Below are 20,205 nucleotides of genomic sequence, written 5' to 3'. Positions count from 1 at the left end.
TGCAGCGGTATTTCATCGTTATCCTTAGCTCGCAAAAAGGAACGGCAACACGATCGGTGAAATGCGTTAGCAGGGTCGATGCTTAAGCGAGTCGATCGACGAAATCCACGAATTCACGGCGCTATTCCAGTCATGCGATGCTTCCATCATCGGCGTGTGGCCTGCATCGAGCATCGCTATGGATGCCTCAGCGATTCCGCTTCTGAGGGCTTCAACGTCTCGTTCAGTTCGAACAGGATCAAGCCTGCCGAACGCAAGCAAAACAGGACAATCGATCTGTGCCAGCGACGGCGCGAAATCGAGCCGGCGAAGGCTGGTCGCTGCGGCGAAAACGCCGTCTCTGGGGCACCTGTCTGCATACTCGTCAAGCATCTGGAGCGATTCGGTAGGAGGCATCCTGACGAAGCATCTCCTGATTTGAGCCCTTCGCATCGTCTCGTCCCACGAAACCAGAATACGCTGGGGATAGTTGGGATCACCGTGAGTGGCCGTGTTCGCGCCGGTATTCGACAGAACCAAACCGGCGAGCTTTCTGCGTAGGGCTACGCTCAGGCAGATTGCCCCGCCCGCCGAATGCCCAACCAGAAACACTTCGGGGAGTTCCAGTCGATCGATCAACGCTAGAATTTTTGACGCAACACCCTCGATGTCCCACGGTCCTGATTCTGTCATCCACGAGACTGCCGCTAGTTGGAAGCCCTTCGGCCCGGCATACGCCTCAAAGATACGCGGCGAGATCAACGTTCCGGGAATGCAAAGAATTGTGCGCTTGCGTGGTTCGAGAGCTGCAGTGAGGCTCAACTTTTCGGAGACGGGATACAGGATCGACATGGCTATACCTTCACGATCCCAAACAGCACGGCCGAGCCGACCATGATCAAACTGACCACCCATACGGTGAACAGGGAGCGGCGCATGAACTCGCCAATCTCACATCCCGCCAGTCCCGCAGCCAGGTATGCGGTTGGCACAGCCGGGCTAATTGAGAAACCGATACTTTCGCCGATCATCATCGCTCGTGCTACCGAATCGGATGGGACGCCATGCGCGCGTGCGATGCCGTCCACCATTGGCATAAGACCAAGGTAGAACGGGTCCGGGCTGAACAATGCGCCAATAAAAAGCGACACTGAGCCTATGAGAATATGGATATAAGGACCGACGAAACCCGGCATCAAATTGGTAAGGGCTGCGGAGATCCGGGGCAGCATGCCGGAACCGTCCATCACACCTAAAAAGCAACCTGCGGCGAACATCAGTGCGCCCATTGTCAGCGCCTCCGAGGCATGCCCTTTTATCTGCGCGAGTTGGGCTTGCGGTGTTCGAAAGTTCAGCAACAGAGCTACAGCGAGAGCACAAAGAAATACAATAGTCGGCGATATGTGTGTCAGCACAAGGCATGCGATGGCGCCGACCGTCAACGCTACATTGCACCAATACATAGCGCGTCCCGTACGCATATCCGCACGCGCGGCACCCTTCACGGGCGAGGGAGACTCGGTATCAATAGCGCCCTGATCAACGCTGACTGATTCAGGCGTCGTCAACGCGAGATTGCGCTCGGCGCGTTTTCCGACCATGAACGCGACGGTCAGAGCGCACACGACCCCAACGAGTTGGACAGGAATCAACCCTGTCCAAAGCTCAACTGGATTCAGGTGCATCGCCAGCGCCGCCCGCCCGATAGGGCCACCCCACGGGGCAAAGTTGACGACCCCTGCCGATAGGCCGGTAATGAGCAAGAGATCGTATTCGCTCATGCGCAGCCGACGGTAGACGGGCAGAAAGGCTGGGATTGCTATAAGAAAAGTCGCTGCGCCGATGCCCTCGAGATGCGCGATCATAGCGACAAGCGAAGTTGCCACCGTGACTCTGACGACACGATCTCCTGCGAACCGGAGGAGCGCTTTTACCAAAGGCTCGAATATGCCGGCCTCTCGCACCGTTGAAAAAAACAGAATTGCGAAGATGAACAGACTCGCTATTGGCGCTACGGAAAGAGCCCCTTTGTTGGCGAAGTCGCTTATTTGCTGAGGACCAAAGCCCGCGAGCGCGGCGGCCCCGATCGGGACCAGTGTCAACACGACGAGAGGCGCGGCCTTTCCTTTCACTAAGGCGTAGACTACGAGCAACATCGCTGACAAGCCGATGGCGGTAAGCATCATTAGTTCTTTTTCCTTAATCTAGTTACGTTAGCGGATTGCGCGAGATCCATTCAACTAGTCACCGTCCGACTGGATCTAGACGGCATCGGCCGCTTTGTCCGCCTGGACTGACGATTGAGGCAGAAGAACCCGTCACGCAAAAAACACACGCTTTCTTTGACCGCTGCTCACAAACTCCCTGCGTGGACAAGGCAACACCGGTGCCTGGAGCATCTCCTCTCGCACCGACGGCACCGAGCGAATTCGTCTACGGGAGGAAAATTACCTCGTGAACTAAAACTGCGGCCCGATACCCTCGACCGGCTGTCCGTCCTTATCCTTGCTCGCGACATCGAGATGTCGCCGCATAAACGCAGAAGCGTGCTCGCGGCTGCCACTCTCGATAAGATCCAAGATCTCGAGGTGTTCCTTACACTGCTTTGTGAGCACACAGTGCTCCGGCGCAGCGTGATATTCGATGAACCTTCGGAGTTGATTCTGACGTTCGACGGCCTCAATGAAAAACCGGTTGCCGGAGCATCGGACTAACATTTCGTGGAACCGACATCCGTTTTCAAAAACCTCTTCCGCCGGAATCGCTTCTCGCTCCAGCATGGCCATCTGCACGCTACGGATTTCCTTGAACGCCGATGTGTCGATTCGAAAATCAGGCTCCATGATCGCTGCCGGCTCAATAGACATCCGGAATCGATAGCTCTCGATGTGAGCGTTGACGTCTCGCAGGAAAGGGCTGATGCGCCAGCCATGTCCAGCCTTCCTGTTAACCATGCCGTCATTGGCCAGTCGGCCCAACACCTTCAGCAGTTTTCCTCTCGATACGTTCAGTTTGCGAATCAGTTCCGCCTCTGAGAATTCCTCCGCGATCACCCCTGAAGCACAATCCGCCGCGATCCGCAGATACAGGTCTTCAAGCGGGTCATCACCGAACGGCAGGGTGGATAGATCAATCTGCTCGCCTTCTATCGCGAGCCGGACTGTCCTATCCGACTTTACGGCTATTCCATATTGCGTAAGAAGGGTAAGACCGCGTCTAACCGGTGTGCGAGATAAGCCCAGCTCGCTCGCAAGTACAACTTCGCGCAGAGGATCGCCAACATGCATTGATCGCTGGCGTGCAAGCTCCGCAATTTTCGTTGCGACTTGCGCCGCCAGCACACCCTTTAGTTTGTGGACCATGTCAAATGATGTAGTGCCCAACATCGAAAACGTGAGCATTCCTTCCCAGTCGCGTACGCCCCTGGGCATGCGCGGCTTTCGACAAAGGCGCAAGCCGGCTCCCATCACGCAAATCGCTGCCATGTAGAGCCAATAGCCCGAACAACCCGAGGCGAGCTGCCCGTTGCATGCGTAGACATCGAAAAACAAGGCGCCTAAAAACCATTAATGCGTTTTATTATCCATAAATGCATTTAGAGATGATAGCGCCCGCTTTCCCGAAAGACTTTAGATATTAACCCCAGTATAGATGAAAACTTCTTTATGGAGAGAACGCGCGGTCACCACCTTCGGCCAATTTAATGCGTTTTATGATCTTTAAACTCATTCACAAGTGGATGCTTCGAGAATAGCATCGATCCGGCGCATCAGACTCCAGCGCATTGGTGGCATATTGGCGACGCCTGACCGGGTCAGTGAAGCTTGACACGAGGCAATGTGGTGCGTCGTAGCCAGTGCGCGATCGTATCGAGCACCATGCGTGGGTAGCCGTGCATAGCTGCGACGTGCATCCTGTACAGTGACATGTACATGAAGCGGGCAAACAGGCCTTCGATAAACATATTGCCCCCAATCACCCCGCCCATCAGATTGCCCACAGCGCTAAATCGGCCGAGAGAAACCAGCGACCCAAGATCGCGGTAGGTAAATTCAGGCAACGCCCTTCCGTTCAATCGAGCATCGAGCGCCTTAAAGAGGAAGCTCGCTTGCTGATGCGCAGCCTGTGCACGGGGCGGCACATTGCGGCCATCGTGGTCAGGCCATGGGCATCCAGCGCAGTCGCCGAGGGCAAAAATATTGTCGTCGATCATCGTTTGCAGAGTACGACGCACTTCCAGTTGGCCGAGACGGTTTGTCGAGAGGCCGTCGAGTGTGCCCAAAACTGCTGGCGCTTTAATGCCCGCTGCCCAAACTGTCAGGTCCGCGCGAATCGTTTTGCCGCTTGCCGTATGAACCGATCCGGGCGTCACCTCTGCGACCGTCTCTCCAGTCATCAGCTTCACACCGAGTTTTTCTAGCAATTCTCCCGTGGTCTTCGAGACTTTTTCAGAAAGCGCTGGCAGGATCCGCGGGCCCGCTTCGATCAGAACGATGCCAACGTCATGGCGCGGATCGAGTTTGTGCAATCCATAAGCGGACAGCACCTGAGCCGTATTTCTGAGTTCCGCAGACAGCTCGACGCCCGTTGCGCCGGCGCCGACGATTGCAACCTGAATTTTTGGTTTTTCGCTTTGGTCTTCCCGTGCGTTATCGGTGGCGCCAAACTCAGCACGCACACATGCAGATATCAAACGTTTACGGAATCGCTCTGCCTCGCCAACGGTGTCCAGTGCGATCGAGTTTTCCGGTGCGCCTTTCACCCCAAAGAAGTGAGTGGTGCTGCCGATTGCGATGATCAGCGTGTCGTATTTCAGGTCTCGTCCCGGTAGCAGTTCGGCTCCGTCGTCGTCGACGATGCGACCCAGGGTAATCCGGCGAGCGTCACGATCGAGGCTAACGAGTTCGCCGAGCTGGAACTCGAAGTTGTGCCAGCGGGCCTGCGCCGCGTATGACAACTCTTGCGTGAACGGATCCATACTTCCGGCAGCGACTTCGTGCAAAAGGGGCTTCCAGATGTGAGTCGGGAAGCGGTCAACCAGCGTTACGCTGGCTTGCGCAACACCTTTGCGGCTTTTGCTATAACGATCGCCTAGACGTGTCGCTAGCTCCAACCCGCCAGCCCCACCACCAACTACGATGATTCGGTGCATACCACTCTCCGTTGCTGCCGTTCCTGGTTGAACCCGCAGTTGCAAAAATGCATCGTTTGACCGACGAGCGCTACGAAGGTCATGATCCACGCGCCTTGAGAGAGGCGGGTTCATTACCCGTGGGCTGGTCTGAGCGAATATAGGCGCTCGGTAGAGGCCCACATCGAGGAATCATGAAGCGCAGCGACGCGGCGCACGTCGCGTGCAACCCGCGCTGCTACTCCAACTGGCGCAGCGTGAGGTCGCCGCTGGCCTCGCGTTGCTTCGTTCGTAACGCTTGAAAGTCGGCGCCGCTATCGAACGTTCGCCAACGGCCTGAGTAAAAAAGAAGTGGCTGCCGCTCGATGCCGCCGTCGTCGTTGAGACGACGACGGTACCGAAGCGGAAGCCACCGGTCAGGAAGCTTTACGCTGGGAGCCTCCAGCGCTGAAAGAAAGGACTCGGCGACTTAGGCTTTTTGTTCAACTGCCCAGTACGTACGCGCGTTCGTGAACTCCCGAATACCCGCCGCTGCCAGTTCGCGACCGTAGCCCGACTTCTTGGTACCGCCAAAAGGAATTCGAGCATCCGACGCAGTTACCGCATTGATGAATGCGGCGCCACTCGTCACGCCTTTGGCCACAGCAAACGCCCGATCTTTCGATTTCGACCACACACTGATCGAAAGGCCAAACGGCGAAGCATTGGCGAGACGGATAGCATCGTCGTCACTCTTCGCTACGGCGATAGCGGCGAGCGGGCCGAACGTTTCCTCGTCGAAGGCCACCATGCCGGGAGCGGTTGCGCCCAGCACCGTCGGCTCGTAGAAAAAGCCAGGGCCGTCAACCGCCTTACCGCCGGTCAGCAGCACCGCGCCAGCGGCGACCGACTCGCGCACCTGACGATTCAGCGCGTCGCGCAAATCACCACGGGCGAGCGGACCGACCTGCGTATTGGCCTGGCGCGGATCGCCGACAACCAGGGCCTTTGTCGCTGTGACGAATTTTTCCGTGAACTTTTGGGCGATTGCCTCGGATACGATGAATCGCTTCGCGCACACACAGCTCTGACCAGCATTGTGAAAGCGCGCCTTCACGGCAGCCGCGACCGCGGTGTCGAGGTCCGCGTCATCCAGTACAACGAACGCGTCCGAGCCACCCAACTCCAGAACCGACTTCTTCGATGCTCGTCCCGCGGCAGCACCAACAGCCGCGCCTGCGCGATTGGAGCCAGTCAGCGTCACCGCCGCGATTCGATCGTCGTTGATGAGACGATCACTAACTGCTGGGACGTCCGGTTCGGCAACGACAAGGGTCGTGACGAGGTTCTCAGGCAGACCTGCGTCAACGAACAGTTGCTGAAGTGCAAGCGCACAACCGGTCACGTTCGGCGAATGCTTGAGTACGATTCCATTGCCCGCAGTAATCGACGGAATCGCGAATCGCATGACCTGCCACACGGGGAAGTTCCACGGCATCACCGCGAGCACCAACCCGATAGGTTCATAGCTCACCCATGCGTCAACGCCGTCGATCGACACCTTTTCGTCGCCGAGGATACGCGACGCGTTGTCGGCATAGTAGAGCGCCGTCACGGCAGACTTCTCCATTTCGCCCGCAGCTTCCGCCGAAACCTTGCCCATTTCGGAAGTTATCAGCTCGGCGAATGCGCCCGCCTGCTTCCGCAGTTCTTCAGCAAGCCTTCGGACCGCAGCGACGCGCTCGTCCAACGGTCGCTGGCCCCACGACTTCGCAGCCGCGTAACCTTTGCTCACCGCGCTTTCGATAGCGGCGTCAGACATCGACGGATATGTTTCGAGTTGCGCGCCGTTGATCGGGCAAATAGTAGCAATCTGGGTCGTCATGACACTTGTACCTTACTTGGGTGTTCGCTGCGGGCGCCGCCGTCGGACGGACGATTTGACGCCTCGGGGTTATACGTGGTGGAAAAGCTGCTTGCAGATCGTGTTAACCTGGCTACCTTTAACCACGCATTCGTCAGCCGCCTCGCGCCATTTCGCGAAATGCGGAGCCGCTCGGTGTGCATCGATTGCGGCTTCATCTTCGTAAAGCTCGTAGAAGATGAAGTGAAGTGGATCCTTCGTGTCCCGCGTGACATCGAAATACGTGCAACCGGCCTCGTCGTTAAACGTACGGGCAGCGTTTTCCTCGATGGCTGCAAGGAACTTGTCCAGCTTGTCCTCGTGGACTTGAAGCGAAACGATCAGAGCAATCATGTCTTTCCTATCTTTCAGGCTGCCTTGGTTATGGGGAGTGAAACGCCAGCCTCTTGCGCCAGCTTTTCCATGCTGTGCCACGTCGTATCTGCCAGCGTGATACCGGACTCGCGCAACCGAACCGTGTTGCGATCCTCAATCTCACCGGGAAAGAAGATTTCCTCCACGCCGTGAGCAGTCGGCACAGCCTTGATTTCGGCGATCAACTCTTCCATTCGCTGCGCGAATTCCGCCTCGGGCATCATCGACTTGATATCGATGGTGATCAGCATATGACCGGCACCGGACACCTTGTTCGCTTCGTACGGCCCCGCGACCTTCGTACCGAAGTGACTGCCCGTCAGCACCCCGGCCAGCACGTCCATCATGAACGAGATGATGTAGCCCTTATGCGCGGCCATCGGCAGGACGATGCCATGAATCGCCTTCTTGGCATCGGTTGTCGGGACACCGTTCTCATCGGCGGCCCAGCCTTCGGGGATCGACTGGTCGCGCTCGGCGGCGAGATAGATCTTTCCACGCGCGACCGCTGTGTTGGCGATGTCCAGTACCGCGACGCCTCGCTCTCCCGCCGGAGCCGCGATCGACCAGGGATTGGTCCCGACACTCTTCTGACGGCCACCCCACGGCGCCATCGCTGGGCTCGCGTTCGTCGCGAGGATCGCCACGCAGCCCTGCTCAGCCGCTTTACGCGTGAAATAGGCGGCGGTACCGAAGTGATTCGAGTTGCGCACACCGATCGCGCTGATGCCATGTTCACGTGCACGTGCGATCCCGAGTTCTACAGCCTTTGCCGTAAGAACCTGACCGACGCCTTGATGCCCATCCATCACTGCAATCGCGCCGTTATCGACGACGAGTTCCGGCTTCGTCTGCGCAGTCATCACTCCGCTGCGCAGACGGTCAACGTACCAGGGCAGACGGAGCATGCCGTGCGATGAATGGCCCCAAAGTTCAGCAACGACCAGGCTATCAGCCAAAAGGTGTGCATCGGCGGCAGGGACGCCCAGAGTTTCGAGAACGGCTTCGCCAAATCGGCTCAACCCTTCCGCCTGAACGAGGTATGGCATGAGATCTCCCGGTCAAACAGACAACTAAACGGATCTATATCGTGCGTAGCAAGCTTCCATGCAACATGGCAAGGAAGTGAATTGTCGGCACGGTAAAAGAAGATATGGAATGCACCAGACGACCAACGTCGCTGACGCCTTGCGCGATTTAGCGTTTCACGTGCTCAGCCGACACCGGTGCCGTTGCGCCCGACTCGGTGAGCGTACGCGTAGCTTCTGTGTTCGCGTAGATCCAGAGAATCTTCATCGGGTTCGTCTTGGACAGGTTACGAAAGCGGTGATTGACGTTCGGCGGAATGAAGGTCACGTCGTGGGCCTTCAACTGATACTCCAGCCCGTCGATGTCGAGCATTGCCTCACCCTCCATCAACACGACACTTTCCTGACAGTTGTGGCTGTGGAAGGGGATTTCGACACCCGGGTCAAACGACGTGTAGCCGGTGATGAAGCTGCTCGTGCCGAGTTCGCCGTTCACGAGCGGCGTCGTGCGTGCACCGCCGCCCCGCTCGTAAGTTACGAGGTTTTCCGGTTTGAGCAAAGCTGCGCCAGAAGGGGTACGCATCGTCATGATTGACTCCAAGGTTTTTGATGGCCGGTCCGGTCATCGTGGGTGACTCGCCCGGGCATCGCATCTGGATCCAAGCAAGGTGCAAGGGCCTTTCGACCACTTCATGAGCCAAAGTATAGCGTTTTGTGATTATAGAATGCAATAAGGAGAGCACCTATGGCTTACCCTGGAGTCAGCTATATTAGTAGGGTCGGAGTTAATTTGAAGCGCGCCAGCCGCTTGACGCGGCCACGGTCTGCAAGCCTTCTGAAAATATATGGCTCCCTAGCGCAGATGCGGTGGTCGCTAGCCCTGCAATCAACAGCCGCCCCTGGGCAGTTACTGGAATCACACCGATCAGCTTTACTGTCAGCTTTTTATGACCATATAATGCACTTATGTTTAGACATCCGGACGATGGCAGAGTCGCGTCATAGATCGCCAACAACCGGACATCAGAGAAGGCGGATACAGAATGGCCAGGAAGTTTGCTTACGTAGGTTGTCGCACGACGCGTGAACGCAACGCACGAGGAAAAGGCATTGCGCTCTATCAGGTAAGCGCTGATACCAAGAGATGGACGCTTGTCGACGTATTTCCGACACTCGACAACCCCTCTTTTCTGGTCATGAATCGAGCGCAGACCATGCTCTATGCCGTGCACGGCGACGGGGAAATGGCAAGCAGCTTTCGCGTTGACGCTGAGTCGGGGCGACTGACTTTCGTAAACTCTGTGGCTTGTAATGGCCGCAATCCGGTTCACCTCGCATTCTCGGCAGATGAACAATGGCTTGCTATCGCGAACTACGCAACGGGATGCATCGCCCGTCTTCCGATAGCGGGAGACGGTGCCTTGGAATCATCGAACGAGATCGTAACGTTCACTGGCTTACCGGGCCCTCACACGAAGGAGCAGAAAGGCTCGCATCCGCATCATATTTCGCGTTACCAGACACCCTTCTGCGACTCGGATTGGCACATTGTCCCCGATAAAGGAATTGATTCGGTATCGGCGGTTCGCTGGCACCCGGACGGGACATGCGAAGTTCACACAGAGCGCTGGGAGGCTGGATCAGGACCTCGTCATGCTGCGTTTCACCCGAAGCTACCGTTCGTGTATATCGCAAACGAACTGAATTCAACGGTGACAGTGTGGAACTTCGACGCTGCGTCCGGGAAACTAACGTCGCTGAAAACGGCGCCTGTGCTCCCACCTGGGTTCGCTGGCGAATCGACCGCAGCGGGCATCGTCATCACCGCGGACGCACAGCAGCTCCTCGTATCGAACAGGGGTAGCAACACAGTTGCTGCGATAGCACTTGACGAAAATGGTATGCCCGGCGAGACCGACTGGGTCTCCTGTCAGGGAGACTTCCCACGCTTCATCGGACTGGACCCCGAGAGCCGGCATCTTTATGTGGCCAACGAACGATCCGACACGATCGTCGAGTTCGCGCTCAAGGATACTGGACTCGCGGCAACAGGTCAGGTGATCGAGACGGGAAGCCCCGTCTGCATTATCTTCAGCACAAGGGCTTAACGGGTTTCCAATCGCGCTGCCGGGCCTAACTTTCTGCGACTCCGAAACAAAACGTCCGGCCCGTATGACCTGCGGGCCGGACACTACCGGTTAAATGCCGCGTTCGACGTCCTTTTGCGCCAGGCGCAATCAGAACTTGTGGCGAATGCCCACGCGCACGAGCGCCTGCCGGTCGTTGCTGGACGGCGAAGACTGGTTGTTGATCGATGCGATCGCCGATTGATTCCGGGAGTCCGTCCCCGATGCCTTCTGATAGATGCCCATCACATAAACGTCAGTGCGCTTCGACAGGAAATAGTCCACTCCAAGCATGCCTTGATGGTACGTTGCGCCATTGTTGGTACCACTACCGCTGGAGATCTTGCTGCTGTTCGTGTAGTCGTACGCGACGCCGACGATCAACGCAGGCGTTACCTGATATTTGAAGTTCGCTTCCGCGTTGTTGAAGTGAACACTGCCCGCGTATCGCGACGGGTTCGGGCCCGAGCTCAGATCGCCGAGATCCTTGAAAGCCACGTTCGAATAGGTGAAGCCCAACGTGGCAGCTCCAAGCGTGTACGCTCCGCCCGCGCCGATGACCTGATAGGTGCGTGCGGACATGAAGCCGCTGTAAATCGGATATGTGACATTGGATGTTGAAGCCGATGGGGTACCAGTCGTAGCATTCCCGAAGAAGCTCACGTTCGGGTTGCGGACGTTCATATAACCGACACCCAGGGCCAACGGGCCATTGGTGTAGCCCGCACCAACAGACCACGCCTGATTGCGGGTTACGTCACCCGCGACGCCGCCGAGGCTGTACATCGCGCCAAACGAAAAGCCCGCGTACGAAAGGCTTTTGAACTTGATCGAGTTGTTCGTTCGGACGGTGTTGTTGAAGTTGTCGAGGTCGCCGGGGTGCGCGCCGACATTACCACTCCATTGCGTACCTGCCTCGAACGGCCCGACGAAATCCGCGTCGACGTCGTACTGACGGCCGAGAGTGAACGAACCGATGCGGTCACTCGTCACACCGACGAATGCCTGGCGCCCAAAGAGCAGTCCGCCCTGTCCGGCTTTGCCGTTATTCACGTCGAAGCCACTTTCCAGTACGAAGATCGTCTTCAGCCCGCCCCCGAGGTCTTCCAACCCGCGCAAGCCCCAACGGCTACCTTGCATCACGCCGCTCTGTAACGCGTACGACCGGCTTCCTTTCATGTTGCTGTTGTAGTTGAAACCTTCGTCGATGATCCCGTACAGGGTCGCGCTGCCTTGTGCATGAGCAGCAGCTGCGAACATTCCCATCATCGACAACACGAGAGCCGAAATCCCAGTCTTCTTCACGCTTCCCTCTCCTCCGCTTTTCAGCGATTGCAAAATCGATAGCACGTCTTTCGCATGCCTAAATTCATTCCGGCTATGACGTCGGCGACACCAGTCACCACGCCGTCTCGTAACGGACGGATCTAGACAGCAAACTGACTTTTTATTCACACCCCAAAATTTACGGTTGCATTTTATGTATACACAACGCACTTTCATGTTGGTGGATACCCTAGCCTAACAATCGTCGAGGGAGAAGACGCCGGCTCGCGAGCAGAAATTGGCGCCAGCGCGCAGATTGTCGAGCGTTAGCAATTCGCCCGTTAATCAAGCCTTTACAGCCGTTCTAGACCATTCGCAGGTTGTGATCTCAATGCATGCGTCAGTTACGGGGCCGCGTGCCGATTTGCGGCGATACAACGTCAGCCAATTTTATAGTTCGTTTGCATTGCGTTTTAAGATCATGAAATGCTATAAGACTGGGCGATGCGCAGGACGCCGCCGCAGCGGAAGCGGTCCCGCTTGATCGCCCGCAGCCAAAGAACGGGGGCGTCTCGACGCGCTTGCCCTCCCTCGCCGTACGTCCTTGCAGGTCGGTTAAGGGCTGCGCCGCCGCGCCCTCGACTAGGTGACGTCCTCACGATCCGAGACATGAGAATTGCGACGGGCGCATATCAAGTTTGGAAATTGCTTGCCGTTAAGTTGCAACGGCAAATATGGGAGTTGCTGGGACATGATCCACTTGTCGTTTCACCGCAAACTATGGTCACTCGTCGGTGTCGTCTGGCTGACGTTGGCTTTCATCAGCGTCCTTAGTGTCGTTCAGCATCGTCGTACGATGATCGAAGATCGCAAAGCGACCCTCGATACCGTGCTCGACGCTGCAAACCATGTCATCGACGCGTACAAACGCAAGGTCGGAGCTGGTGAATTGTCGCTAGCCGACGCCCAGCGTGCGGCGCTCGCTGAACTGGGGCGTCTCCGCTATGGGACAGACGGGTATATCTTTGCGGCGACCCGCGAGCCTGTCATGTTGCTCAATCCGGTTCGCCCCCAGATGGTCGGAACGAATGTGGCCAACCTGACGGACAGCAAGGGCAACCGCATTTTTGCTGCGATTTTCGACGCCGTGCGAACGGGGCATGGCTATGTCAATACCAACACTCCAAAGCCTGGCGAGAAGGTCGACTCAGCGAAGATATCGGCGGTTCGAACCGTGGGAGATTGGGACTGGATCATCGGCACCGGTGCGTATGTCGACGATATTGATGCCGCATTTCTCAAGGCACTGATACTGCAAGGGTTGGAGGTGCTGCTTGCCGGCTCCGTCGCTTCTATTTTCGCAGTGTGGATAATCCGCAGCCTGAGCAGAGAAATCGGCGGCGATCCGGCTTACGCAAGAGAAGCTGCGTATCAAATCGCCCAAGGCAACCTCGCTTCCCCGTTGGTGACCAGCCGAAATGATGAGGTAAGTCTCATTTCGTCGATGGCAAAGATGCAGGGCAACTTGTCCCACACGATTGGCACGATCAAGGCATCGACGACTGCGATCGCCGATGCAGCGCGCCAGATAACGGCAGGCAATATGGACCTTTCCTCGCGCACCGAACATCAGGCGGCGTCACTAGAGGAAACCGCCGCGAGCATGGAACAGCTCACTGCCACAGTTAAGCAGAACTCCGAAAATGCTGAGCGCGCGAGCGGATTTGCGAAGGAGGCGCGAAGTGTGGCCGGGGATGGTAGCGCAATCGTCCTCGACGTCGTGAGAACAATGACGGAGATCAGCGAAAGCTCGGACCGTATGGCTGAAATCATCACCATGATCGAAGGCGTAGCTTTCCAGACCAATATCCTTGCGTTGAACGCCGCAGTGGAAGCCGCTCGGGCCGGCGATCATGGGCGCGGCTTTGCCGTCGTCGCCGGCGAAGTACGCTCCCTCGCCCAACGCTCAGCAGCAGCCGCAAAGGAGATTAAAACCCTTATCGAGACATCTGGTTCGCGGGTGAAGGTCGGAGCTCAACTCGTTGATCAGGCCGGTCAAACGATGGGGCGCATACAATCGTCAATCGAGCGCGTGACCGCAATAATGTCTGATATTGCTTCCGCCTCTTTCGAGCAAACCCGCGGGATTGAGCAGGTGGGCATCGCTGTCGGCCAGATGGATGAAGTAACACAACAGAACGCCGCGCTCGTCGAAGAAGCGGCTGCCGCAGCGGCGGCGCTCGATGAACAGGCCGACCAACTCCGATCGGTTGTGAGCGTGTTCCGTATAGCGTGACAAGACCAAAGGGTACGTTGGCTATAGCAGTTGACGTGGTGGTCACTGGCGACTGTCGCGAGCCTGTCTTGATGCGAAGTGACGGCATCACGACCGGCTGCAACCTTTTCGGGTAGGCTCCACTGCTCGGAACGGGGTTCGGGCCCTGACACAGGCAAAACCGAAGGCGGCCCGGAGCTATATCGACGCCGCGCATGCCGCCTTCTCCAGCCAGGTATCAGGATCGGCTCCCGCCCAGCCAACGGAAAGAGGCGAAGGAATGGACGGCAAGATCTAGATGATAGTTGCGACGCGGATTGCCAGACAACACACCGCGTCGCACAAGCCACCTATTTTGCTTCTGTCACAAACGAGTTCGTATAAGTTTCCGACAGGTTAATGTGCTTCCCCTTGATGTTGGGATTGAAGGCGCTCATCACCTTAAGCACAGTCTCCGGCCCTCCATCGGGCATTTTTCCATCCGGGGAATACATCGGAAGCGAGGCTTTCAGAGCCTGCACATAGAGAGCCTTATTCCCGCCGTAATAGTCGGTAGGCATCTTCGCTGCGATCTCCTCAGCGGGATGAGTCTGGATGAACTGCAGCGCCCTGACAAACGCTCTCGCGAGTTTTGTCGCTTCAGTCTTGTGTGTCCTGGCCCATCCGCTCTCGACGTACAGACTCGATGCCGGATAGAGCCCACCAAGCGCGGCCTTGGTTCCGTCGACAGTGCTGAGGTCAACCAGCACCTTTGCGTCGCCGCTTGCCACAAGCAGCGAAGTGGTCGGCTCAGTCGTCCAGGCTACTTCCACGCGTTTCTGCTTGATGGAAGCCATCAAACTGTTTCCGGCACCGACGGGCAATATCGAGAAGTCGGAACTTTTCAAACCATATTTGCCCGCCATGTACTGGCCGAGATAGCTCGAAGAGGAGCCCAATGCCGTCACGCCGAGCGTTTGCCCCTTGAGATCACCCATATTGCGGATGCGATCCGCGACGTCCGATCGAACCAGCTCCTTGCTTCCGGGGACCAGGCCGAAGACGACAATACTTTGAACGCTCTTTCCCTTCGACTGCAGATCGATCGAATGATCGTAGAAGCCGACAACTGCCTGGGCCGCACCCGCGAGCAACTCGTTCTCGGCGTCAACCCCCGCCTGCTGCGACTGCAGTTCGACGTCGAGCCCCTCATCCTTGAAATAGCCCAGGTTCTCGGCGAGCTTGGGTGGCAAATAGATGAGCTTGTTGATGCCGCCGACAATGATGGTAATTTTGTCCGCAGCCGATGCATCTGCGTTGTGGAGGGTGAAAATAGCTGCTGCGATAACGGCAGTACTGCGAAGCTTTAGCTTCATCTGGTATCTCCTTTTTGTGTAATTTCTCATCTCTGCAACAACGACAGCTTCTCGATCACGGGCTCAGGCCTAGGTTCCCGGCCAGCGATGCCCCAGAACCGGCTTCATCCAACTTCCGCCCCCATTTCCGATGCGTATTTTTCGGCGAGCGCCGGATCTCGGGGTTTTCGCCAGGACCAGCATCCACAGGTTGCGTTTCTGTGTCATGCATTCTATGATCATAAAACGCATCCGCAAACAGCATCACACTCGGTAATTTCCCTGATCGGCAGCAAGCTGGCAGTTACCGGAGGAACGAGGCAATGGCAAAATTGACATCCGGCATTTCAGTTGCACCGCCGCATCCGGCGGTCGTGAACGGCCATTTGCCGCCCTCTACCATGGAATCGTCTGCTGATACCCCTACTGCCCTGTCGCCGCTCCAAACCCGGGTGGCGCGTGAAATCCTTGCTCTGGCTCGCCGCGAAGATCTCGCCATCGGTGACCGGCTTGCCGAATCCGTCCTGGCCGACAAAATCGGGACGTCCCGCACGCCGGTCAATGTGGCATTGCATCATCTCGCCTCGCTTGGAGTGGTCTATTACGACACCAATCGCGGCTTCTTCATGGCAAAACCGGCTCGCGACGTAACGGACATCGCCGAGCAGTTTTTCAACGAACCTGACAATCCGCTTTATCTGAAAATTGCGGACGACAGACTCGCGCGCCGGCTATCGGATGTCGTCACCGAAGCTGATCTGATGCGGCAATACGACGTTTCGCGGAGTGAACTTCGTCGTGTGCTGTCGCGGATGCAAGAGGAAGGCTGGCTCGAACGGCAGGTGGGACATGGCTGGCAATTCATGTCCATGATCGATTCCGTTGAAGCGTACGAAGAGAGCTACCTTTTCCGTGCAGCCATCGAACCGACGGGCATCATGTCGCCTACTTTCAGCGTGAACCGTGTGGAACTCGAGGAACTGCGCCGTCGACAGCAGTTCATAGCTGGTAGTGGCTACCTGACCATGAATTCGGTTGAACTCTTCGAGGCCAACAGCGATTTTCACGAGACCATTGCGAAGTGGTCGGGAAATCGGTTCATCGCGCAGTCAGTGCGACGGATGGACCGTCTGCGCCGCCTTGTTGAATATCGACAGGCCCGCGCTCGCAAGCCACGCCAAGGGCAAGCGCTCGAGCACCTTGCGATCCTGGACGCCATTTCACAACACGATCTTCTTCGTGCCGCGGCGCTTCTTCGAGATCACATCGAAGGTGCGAGACGCGCCAAGGTTCACGCTACGGAGGTGTTCACACCATCCTCGTAACCCGATTTACGGTCACCGCGGCCTCCGGCCGCTTTTTTTAAAAGTTGCACTGCGTTTTGTTGTCACAAAATGCTTAAAAGACATTGATACCGGCCCGGGCACAGCCCGCGCCCCTGGAGACAAGCATGTCGTATCGCCGTGGCTGGATAGCCCTCTTCCTCTTCTGTCTGTCCATGATCAACTACATGGACCGCATCGCCCTTTCGATCGCAGCGAAACCGATCGCGGCTGAGTTCAAGCTGACCTCCGTGGGCATGGGGTACCTGTTTTCATCGTTCATTTGGACGTATGCGCTGTTCCTGCTGCCGATGGGATTTTTGGTCGATCGTTTCGGTACGAAACGTATGGCCGGCGTCGGGATCTTCATCTGGTCCGCAGCTACTGCTCTCACGGGTGCAGCTTCCACCTTCGTCAGCCTCATGGCAGCCCGGCTGGTAATGGGTGCCGGTGAATCGGTGAGCAATCCGGTCGGTGGAAAGGTAATCCGCCAGTGGATCCCGGCGAGCGAGCGTGGCATGGTGACGTCGATGTTCAACAGCGGTTCATACGCTGGCCCAGCCGTCTGCTCTATCTTGCTGGGAGCACTTGTCGCTGCCTTTGGCTGGCGCATCTCGTTCGTGATCGCTGGTGGGATCGGCTTCGTTTGGCTCGCCGCATGGCTCATGTTCTTCAACACGCCGGAAAAGGCTCGTTGGTTGAGCGAGGCGGAGCGTGACAAGATCATCGCCGAGCGCGATTCAAAGCCCGCAAAGGCGAACGACGAGGGCAAGGGTCCGACAGGTCTTCTGGCTCTGTTGCGTACGCCGACTCTGTGGGGACTTGCGATTACGCAGGGATGCAATGTCTACACCCAGTATCTTTTCCTGACATGGCTGCCTAGCTACCTTCAGGCTACCCGACACCTTAGCATCTCGCACACGGGGATGTTCTCGGCCGTTCCGTACGCTGCGTCTGTGATTCTGTGCATTCTCGCCGGACGACTTAGCGACCGATATGTAAAGAGCAGTGGTGCCGGGACGGGCCGCCGCCGCAACGCCGTGGCTCTCGCGATGCTGACAGGCGCCACCATCCTCGCAGTGCCCTTCACGTCCAACCTCGGCGTGCTGCTGGTCATCTTCTCGATCACGCTTGCTGGTATCGCGTCGACCACGTCACTGAACTTCGCCCTGCTCAATGACCTGCTGCCCAGCTCGCGTGACGTGGCAAAGGCTATGGCGTTCGTCGTTGTCGGCGGACAGATCTTCGGCACGATCGCTCCGATCGCGACAGGTTATGTCATCTCGATCACGGGAAGCTACGACTGGGCGTTCGGGATCGCTGGGCTTCTCCTCGTCGCAGGAGCGACCGTCGTCCTGACCATGACCCGCTCGCCGATGATTCGTCCTCAGACTTCCAACGACAATCAAGTGCCGGCATAAATCTCGTGGCAAATCATCAGCTGCCGAGAAACAACCCATAAGTTCATCGTGCGCGGCACGAACTAGCTTGTCACTGCACTAAATGCCACCGCTTCGATGCGGTGGCATCAAATTGCCGGGGCTCTGGTCTGAGTCAGGCTGCCGTTGAGCCCAAGTACCCCACCTTACCTTCTCCAGATCCTCGCCAGCTTCGCCCGACAGCAATCTCGCGGCCGCCTGATCACCCCGGAAACGATTGCCGACGGTCGAACACTCGGCCCGAGGCGGCGGCGACAGGAAATATTTGAATGTATCCCGTCTCACATGGGTGAGCGTATCGTGACTGCCCGAAATGGGACGTTCAAAGGGAAAACGTGGACGTCGAATGAAGGGAGGGGTCGGTGATCGCTACTACAAAGGAACTGCAGCCCTCGATCACCGGGAAAGGATACTGATTGACTACCGCGTCGTAGCGCCGCAGTTCGATGACTGGGACGCTCTGTGACGGGCGTGATGGTAGCTGGCGTTTTGATCGATCTTCGCAAAACTGGCCAGTGGAAGCATCAACGCACAACAGACTGATGCTCTGAGTAGTCTTATTACTGCTCGTCGCGGTTCGACTGCAAAATGACTCAATTCGACGACATCTGAACGTTGTTCGAACGTCGCGGTTTAACGCAGTCCCGCTGAAACTTCGTATGTAATCGGGCCTCGGCCGAATCGAGATCGTTCGGATATTCCGGGTCACTATTTCCCGGCTTGTAGCCCACGGACTCGAGTTCGCTCAGCTCATTCATCAGCTGCGTATGGGTCACCGGATGATTCAATTTCGCAAACGGGTAGTCGCCGCATTGCTGCGGCGTAAGGTGAGACGATGCGAATGCCGGCACAGCGGCGGATGCGAGCAGTGTAAGAGCAGCCATGCGGATAAAGGTCTTCATTTGGATTCTCTCCGTGGTTGAGTCAGTGCATACAGCTTACGGAGTACACTAGGTCGAAGAGGTAGCAGGTTCATGAAACTTCTTTCATTCGAATGCGTCGCGTCAAGCGCGATACCAGCCGTCATCTCGAAGTGGGATCATCGATGGCTGGAGAACTTAAATAATCTTTCATTCAACGGTCGACGTTGCTCCCATATCATGTGGGTGGCCTTCAGGAGCGCGCCTCGAGCACTTCCCCGGCTCAGGCGCTCACGCCTCTTTCTTCGACCTCCACGTTCGCAGGGAAAGCCCGACAATGGCATCATGGATTTCCGCCGATCACCAATCGTGTTCGCAGCCCAAGCTCACTGAGGCCGCCGTGGCAGACGCAAGGACCATACCGCGAGTTCTCACCATAGAAGACGATGAGATCACCGCAAACGAAATTGTCGGAGAGCTGACCAGCCGCGGTTTTACGGTCGACTGGGTCGCGAATGGCCGCGAGGGCATGGCCCGAGCACTCAGCGATGACTACGACGTCATCACACTAGACCGGATGCTGCCTGGTGTTGATGGCCTCACCATCCTCACCACGATGCGCAGCATTGGCGTACAGACACCCGTACTGATGTTGAGCGCGTTAGGCGATGTAGACGAACGTGTGCGCGGGCTTCGCGCAGGTGGCGACGACTACCTCACCAAGCCGTTCGACCCCGACGAAATGGCAGCCAGAATCGAAGTCCTGCTACGGCGCCGCACGTCACCGCAGCCTCAGTCCGAGGTTATGTTGCGAGTCGGCCCTATCGAGCTCGATCTGATCACACGCACCGTTAAACGCGACGGCGAAGAAATCACCCTGCTCCCCACCGAATACCGCGTCCTCGAATACATGATGCGCCACGCAGGGCAAACGATCACGCGCACGATGTTGTTCGAAGCCGTATGGGGCTATCACTTCGATCCAGGCACCAATCTTATCGACGTGCACATGGGCCGACTGCGTAAGAAAATTGATCCGCCCGGAGTTACGCCGCTGATCCAGACGGTACGCGGGTCCGGTTACATTTTAGGTTGATCCCATCTTGACGGACTCTACCCTCCCCGCCCCTTCCCGGGGTCGCCGCTGGCATTCCACGACGTTCCGCCTGATCACGCTATATACCGTGC

General features: G+C 57.2%; 16 protein-coding genes. 5 read left to right on the top strand and 11 right to left on the bottom strand.

From position 1 onward, the window contains the following. Positions 1–66 precede the first annotated feature (66 nt). From G3N95_RS17620 to G3N95_RS17585, 8 genes are all read right to left on the bottom strand, one after another. Positions 67–831: an alpha/beta hydrolase gene (locus G3N95_RS17620; protein WP_205971369.1), complete on the bottom strand. Its 765-nt coding sequence runs from the start codon at positions 829–831 to the stop codon at positions 67–69. 2 nt (positions 832–833) lie between these two features. Next, complete coding sequence (locus tag G3N95_RS17615) at positions 834–2,165, bottom strand: citrate:proton symporter (protein ID WP_205971368.1); 1,332 nt, start codon at positions 2,163–2,165, stop codon at positions 834–836. Between the two features lie 273 nt (positions 2,166–2,438). Then, a complete protein-coding gene (locus G3N95_RS17610) occupies positions 2,439–3,530 on the bottom strand; it encodes a GntR family transcriptional regulator (protein ID WP_205971367.1) in 1,092 nt (363 codons plus the stop codon). Between the two features lie 263 nt (positions 3,531–3,793). Further along, positions 3,794–5,131, bottom strand: coding sequence for an NAD(P)/FAD-dependent oxidoreductase (locus G3N95_RS17605; RefSeq protein ID WP_205971366.1), 1,338 nt, complete (start codon positions 5,129–5,131; stop codon positions 3,794–3,796). A 448-nt stretch (positions 5,132–5,579) separates the two neighbouring features. Next, positions 5,580–6,974, bottom strand: a complete 1,395-nt coding sequence (locus G3N95_RS17600) for an aldehyde dehydrogenase family protein (protein ID WP_205971365.1) — start codon at positions 6,972–6,974, stop codon at positions 5,580–5,582. Positions 6,975–7,043: 69 nt separating this feature from the next. After that, the gene (locus G3N95_RS17595; RefSeq protein WP_205971364.1) at positions 7,044–7,346 is read right to left on the bottom strand and encodes a putative quinol monooxygenase; all 303 of its coding nucleotides are present in this window, start codon (positions 7,344–7,346) and stop codon (positions 7,044–7,046) included. A 14-nt stretch (positions 7,347–7,360) separates the two neighbouring features. After that, entirely contained in the window at positions 7,361–8,416 is a 1,056-nt protein-coding gene (locus tag G3N95_RS17590; RefSeq protein ID WP_205971363.1) for an Ldh family oxidoreductase, read from the bottom strand. Positions 8,417–8,564: 148 nt separating this feature from the next. Next, positions 8,565–8,984 carry a cupin domain-containing protein gene (locus G3N95_RS17585; RefSeq protein ID WP_205971362.1) on the bottom strand — a complete coding sequence of 140 codons (420 nt, stop codon included), beginning with the start codon at positions 8,982–8,984 and terminating at the stop codon, positions 8,565–8,567. Between the two features lie 454 nt (positions 8,985–9,438). Between G3N95_RS17585 and G3N95_RS17580 the strand changes: the two genes are divergently transcribed. Next, entirely contained in the window at positions 9,439–10,503 is a 1,065-nt protein-coding gene (locus G3N95_RS17580; protein WP_205971361.1) for a lactonase family protein, read from the top strand. Between the two features lie 129 nt (positions 10,504–10,632). Here the strand turns inward: G3N95_RS17580 and G3N95_RS17575 are convergent, their stop codons facing one another. Continuing rightward, positions 10,633–11,826, bottom strand: coding sequence for a porin (locus G3N95_RS17575; RefSeq protein WP_205971360.1), 1,194 nt, complete (start codon positions 11,824–11,826; stop codon positions 10,633–10,635). Between the two features lie 712 nt (positions 11,827–12,538). Between G3N95_RS17575 and G3N95_RS40880 the strand changes: the two genes are divergently transcribed. Further along, a complete protein-coding gene (locus tag G3N95_RS40880; RefSeq protein WP_205971359.1) occupies positions 12,539–14,083 on the top strand; it encodes a methyl-accepting chemotaxis protein in 1,545 nt (514 codons plus the stop codon). A gap of 329 nt (positions 14,084–14,412) precedes the next feature. Here G3N95_RS40880 and G3N95_RS17565 read toward each other — a convergent pair whose 3' ends face one another. Then, positions 14,413–15,417 carry an ABC transporter substrate-binding protein gene (locus G3N95_RS17565; RefSeq protein WP_205971358.1) on the bottom strand — a complete coding sequence of 335 codons (1,005 nt, stop codon included), beginning with the start codon at positions 15,415–15,417 and terminating at the stop codon, positions 14,413–14,415. Between the two features lie 302 nt (positions 15,418–15,719). On the opposite strand from G3N95_RS17565, the gene G3N95_RS17560 reads away from it, so the two are divergent. Next, positions 15,720–16,721: a GntR family transcriptional regulator gene (locus G3N95_RS17560; RefSeq protein WP_241018645.1), complete on the top strand. Its 1,002-nt coding sequence runs from the start codon at positions 15,720–15,722 to the stop codon at positions 16,719–16,721. Between the two features lie 125 nt (positions 16,722–16,846). Next, positions 16,847–18,139 (top strand): MFS transporter, encoded by a 1,293-nt coding sequence (locus G3N95_RS17555; protein ID WP_205971357.1) that lies wholly within the window; start codon positions 16,847–16,849, stop codon positions 18,137–18,139. Between the two features lie 611 nt (positions 18,140–18,750). Here G3N95_RS17555 and G3N95_RS17550 read toward each other — a convergent pair. Further along, complete coding sequence (locus G3N95_RS17550) at positions 18,751–19,059, bottom strand: DUF4148 domain-containing protein (protein ID WP_205971356.1); 309 nt, start codon at positions 19,057–19,059, stop codon at positions 18,751–18,753. Between the two features lie 376 nt (positions 19,060–19,435). Between G3N95_RS17550 and G3N95_RS17545 the strand changes: the two genes are divergently transcribed. Further along, positions 19,436–20,113 carry a response regulator transcription factor gene (locus G3N95_RS17545; RefSeq protein ID WP_346778385.1) on the top strand — a complete coding sequence of 226 codons (678 nt, stop codon included), beginning with the start codon at positions 19,436–19,438 and terminating at the stop codon, positions 20,111–20,113. The last annotated feature ends 92 nt before the right edge of the window (positions 20,114–20,205 follow it).

Source organism: Paraburkholderia sp. Tr-20389 (assembly GCF_017104565.1).
Lineage (GTDB): Bacteria > Pseudomonadota > Gammaproteobacteria > Burkholderiales > Burkholderiaceae > Paraburkholderia.
This window is presented reverse-complemented; position numbering and strand designations above follow the sequence as displayed.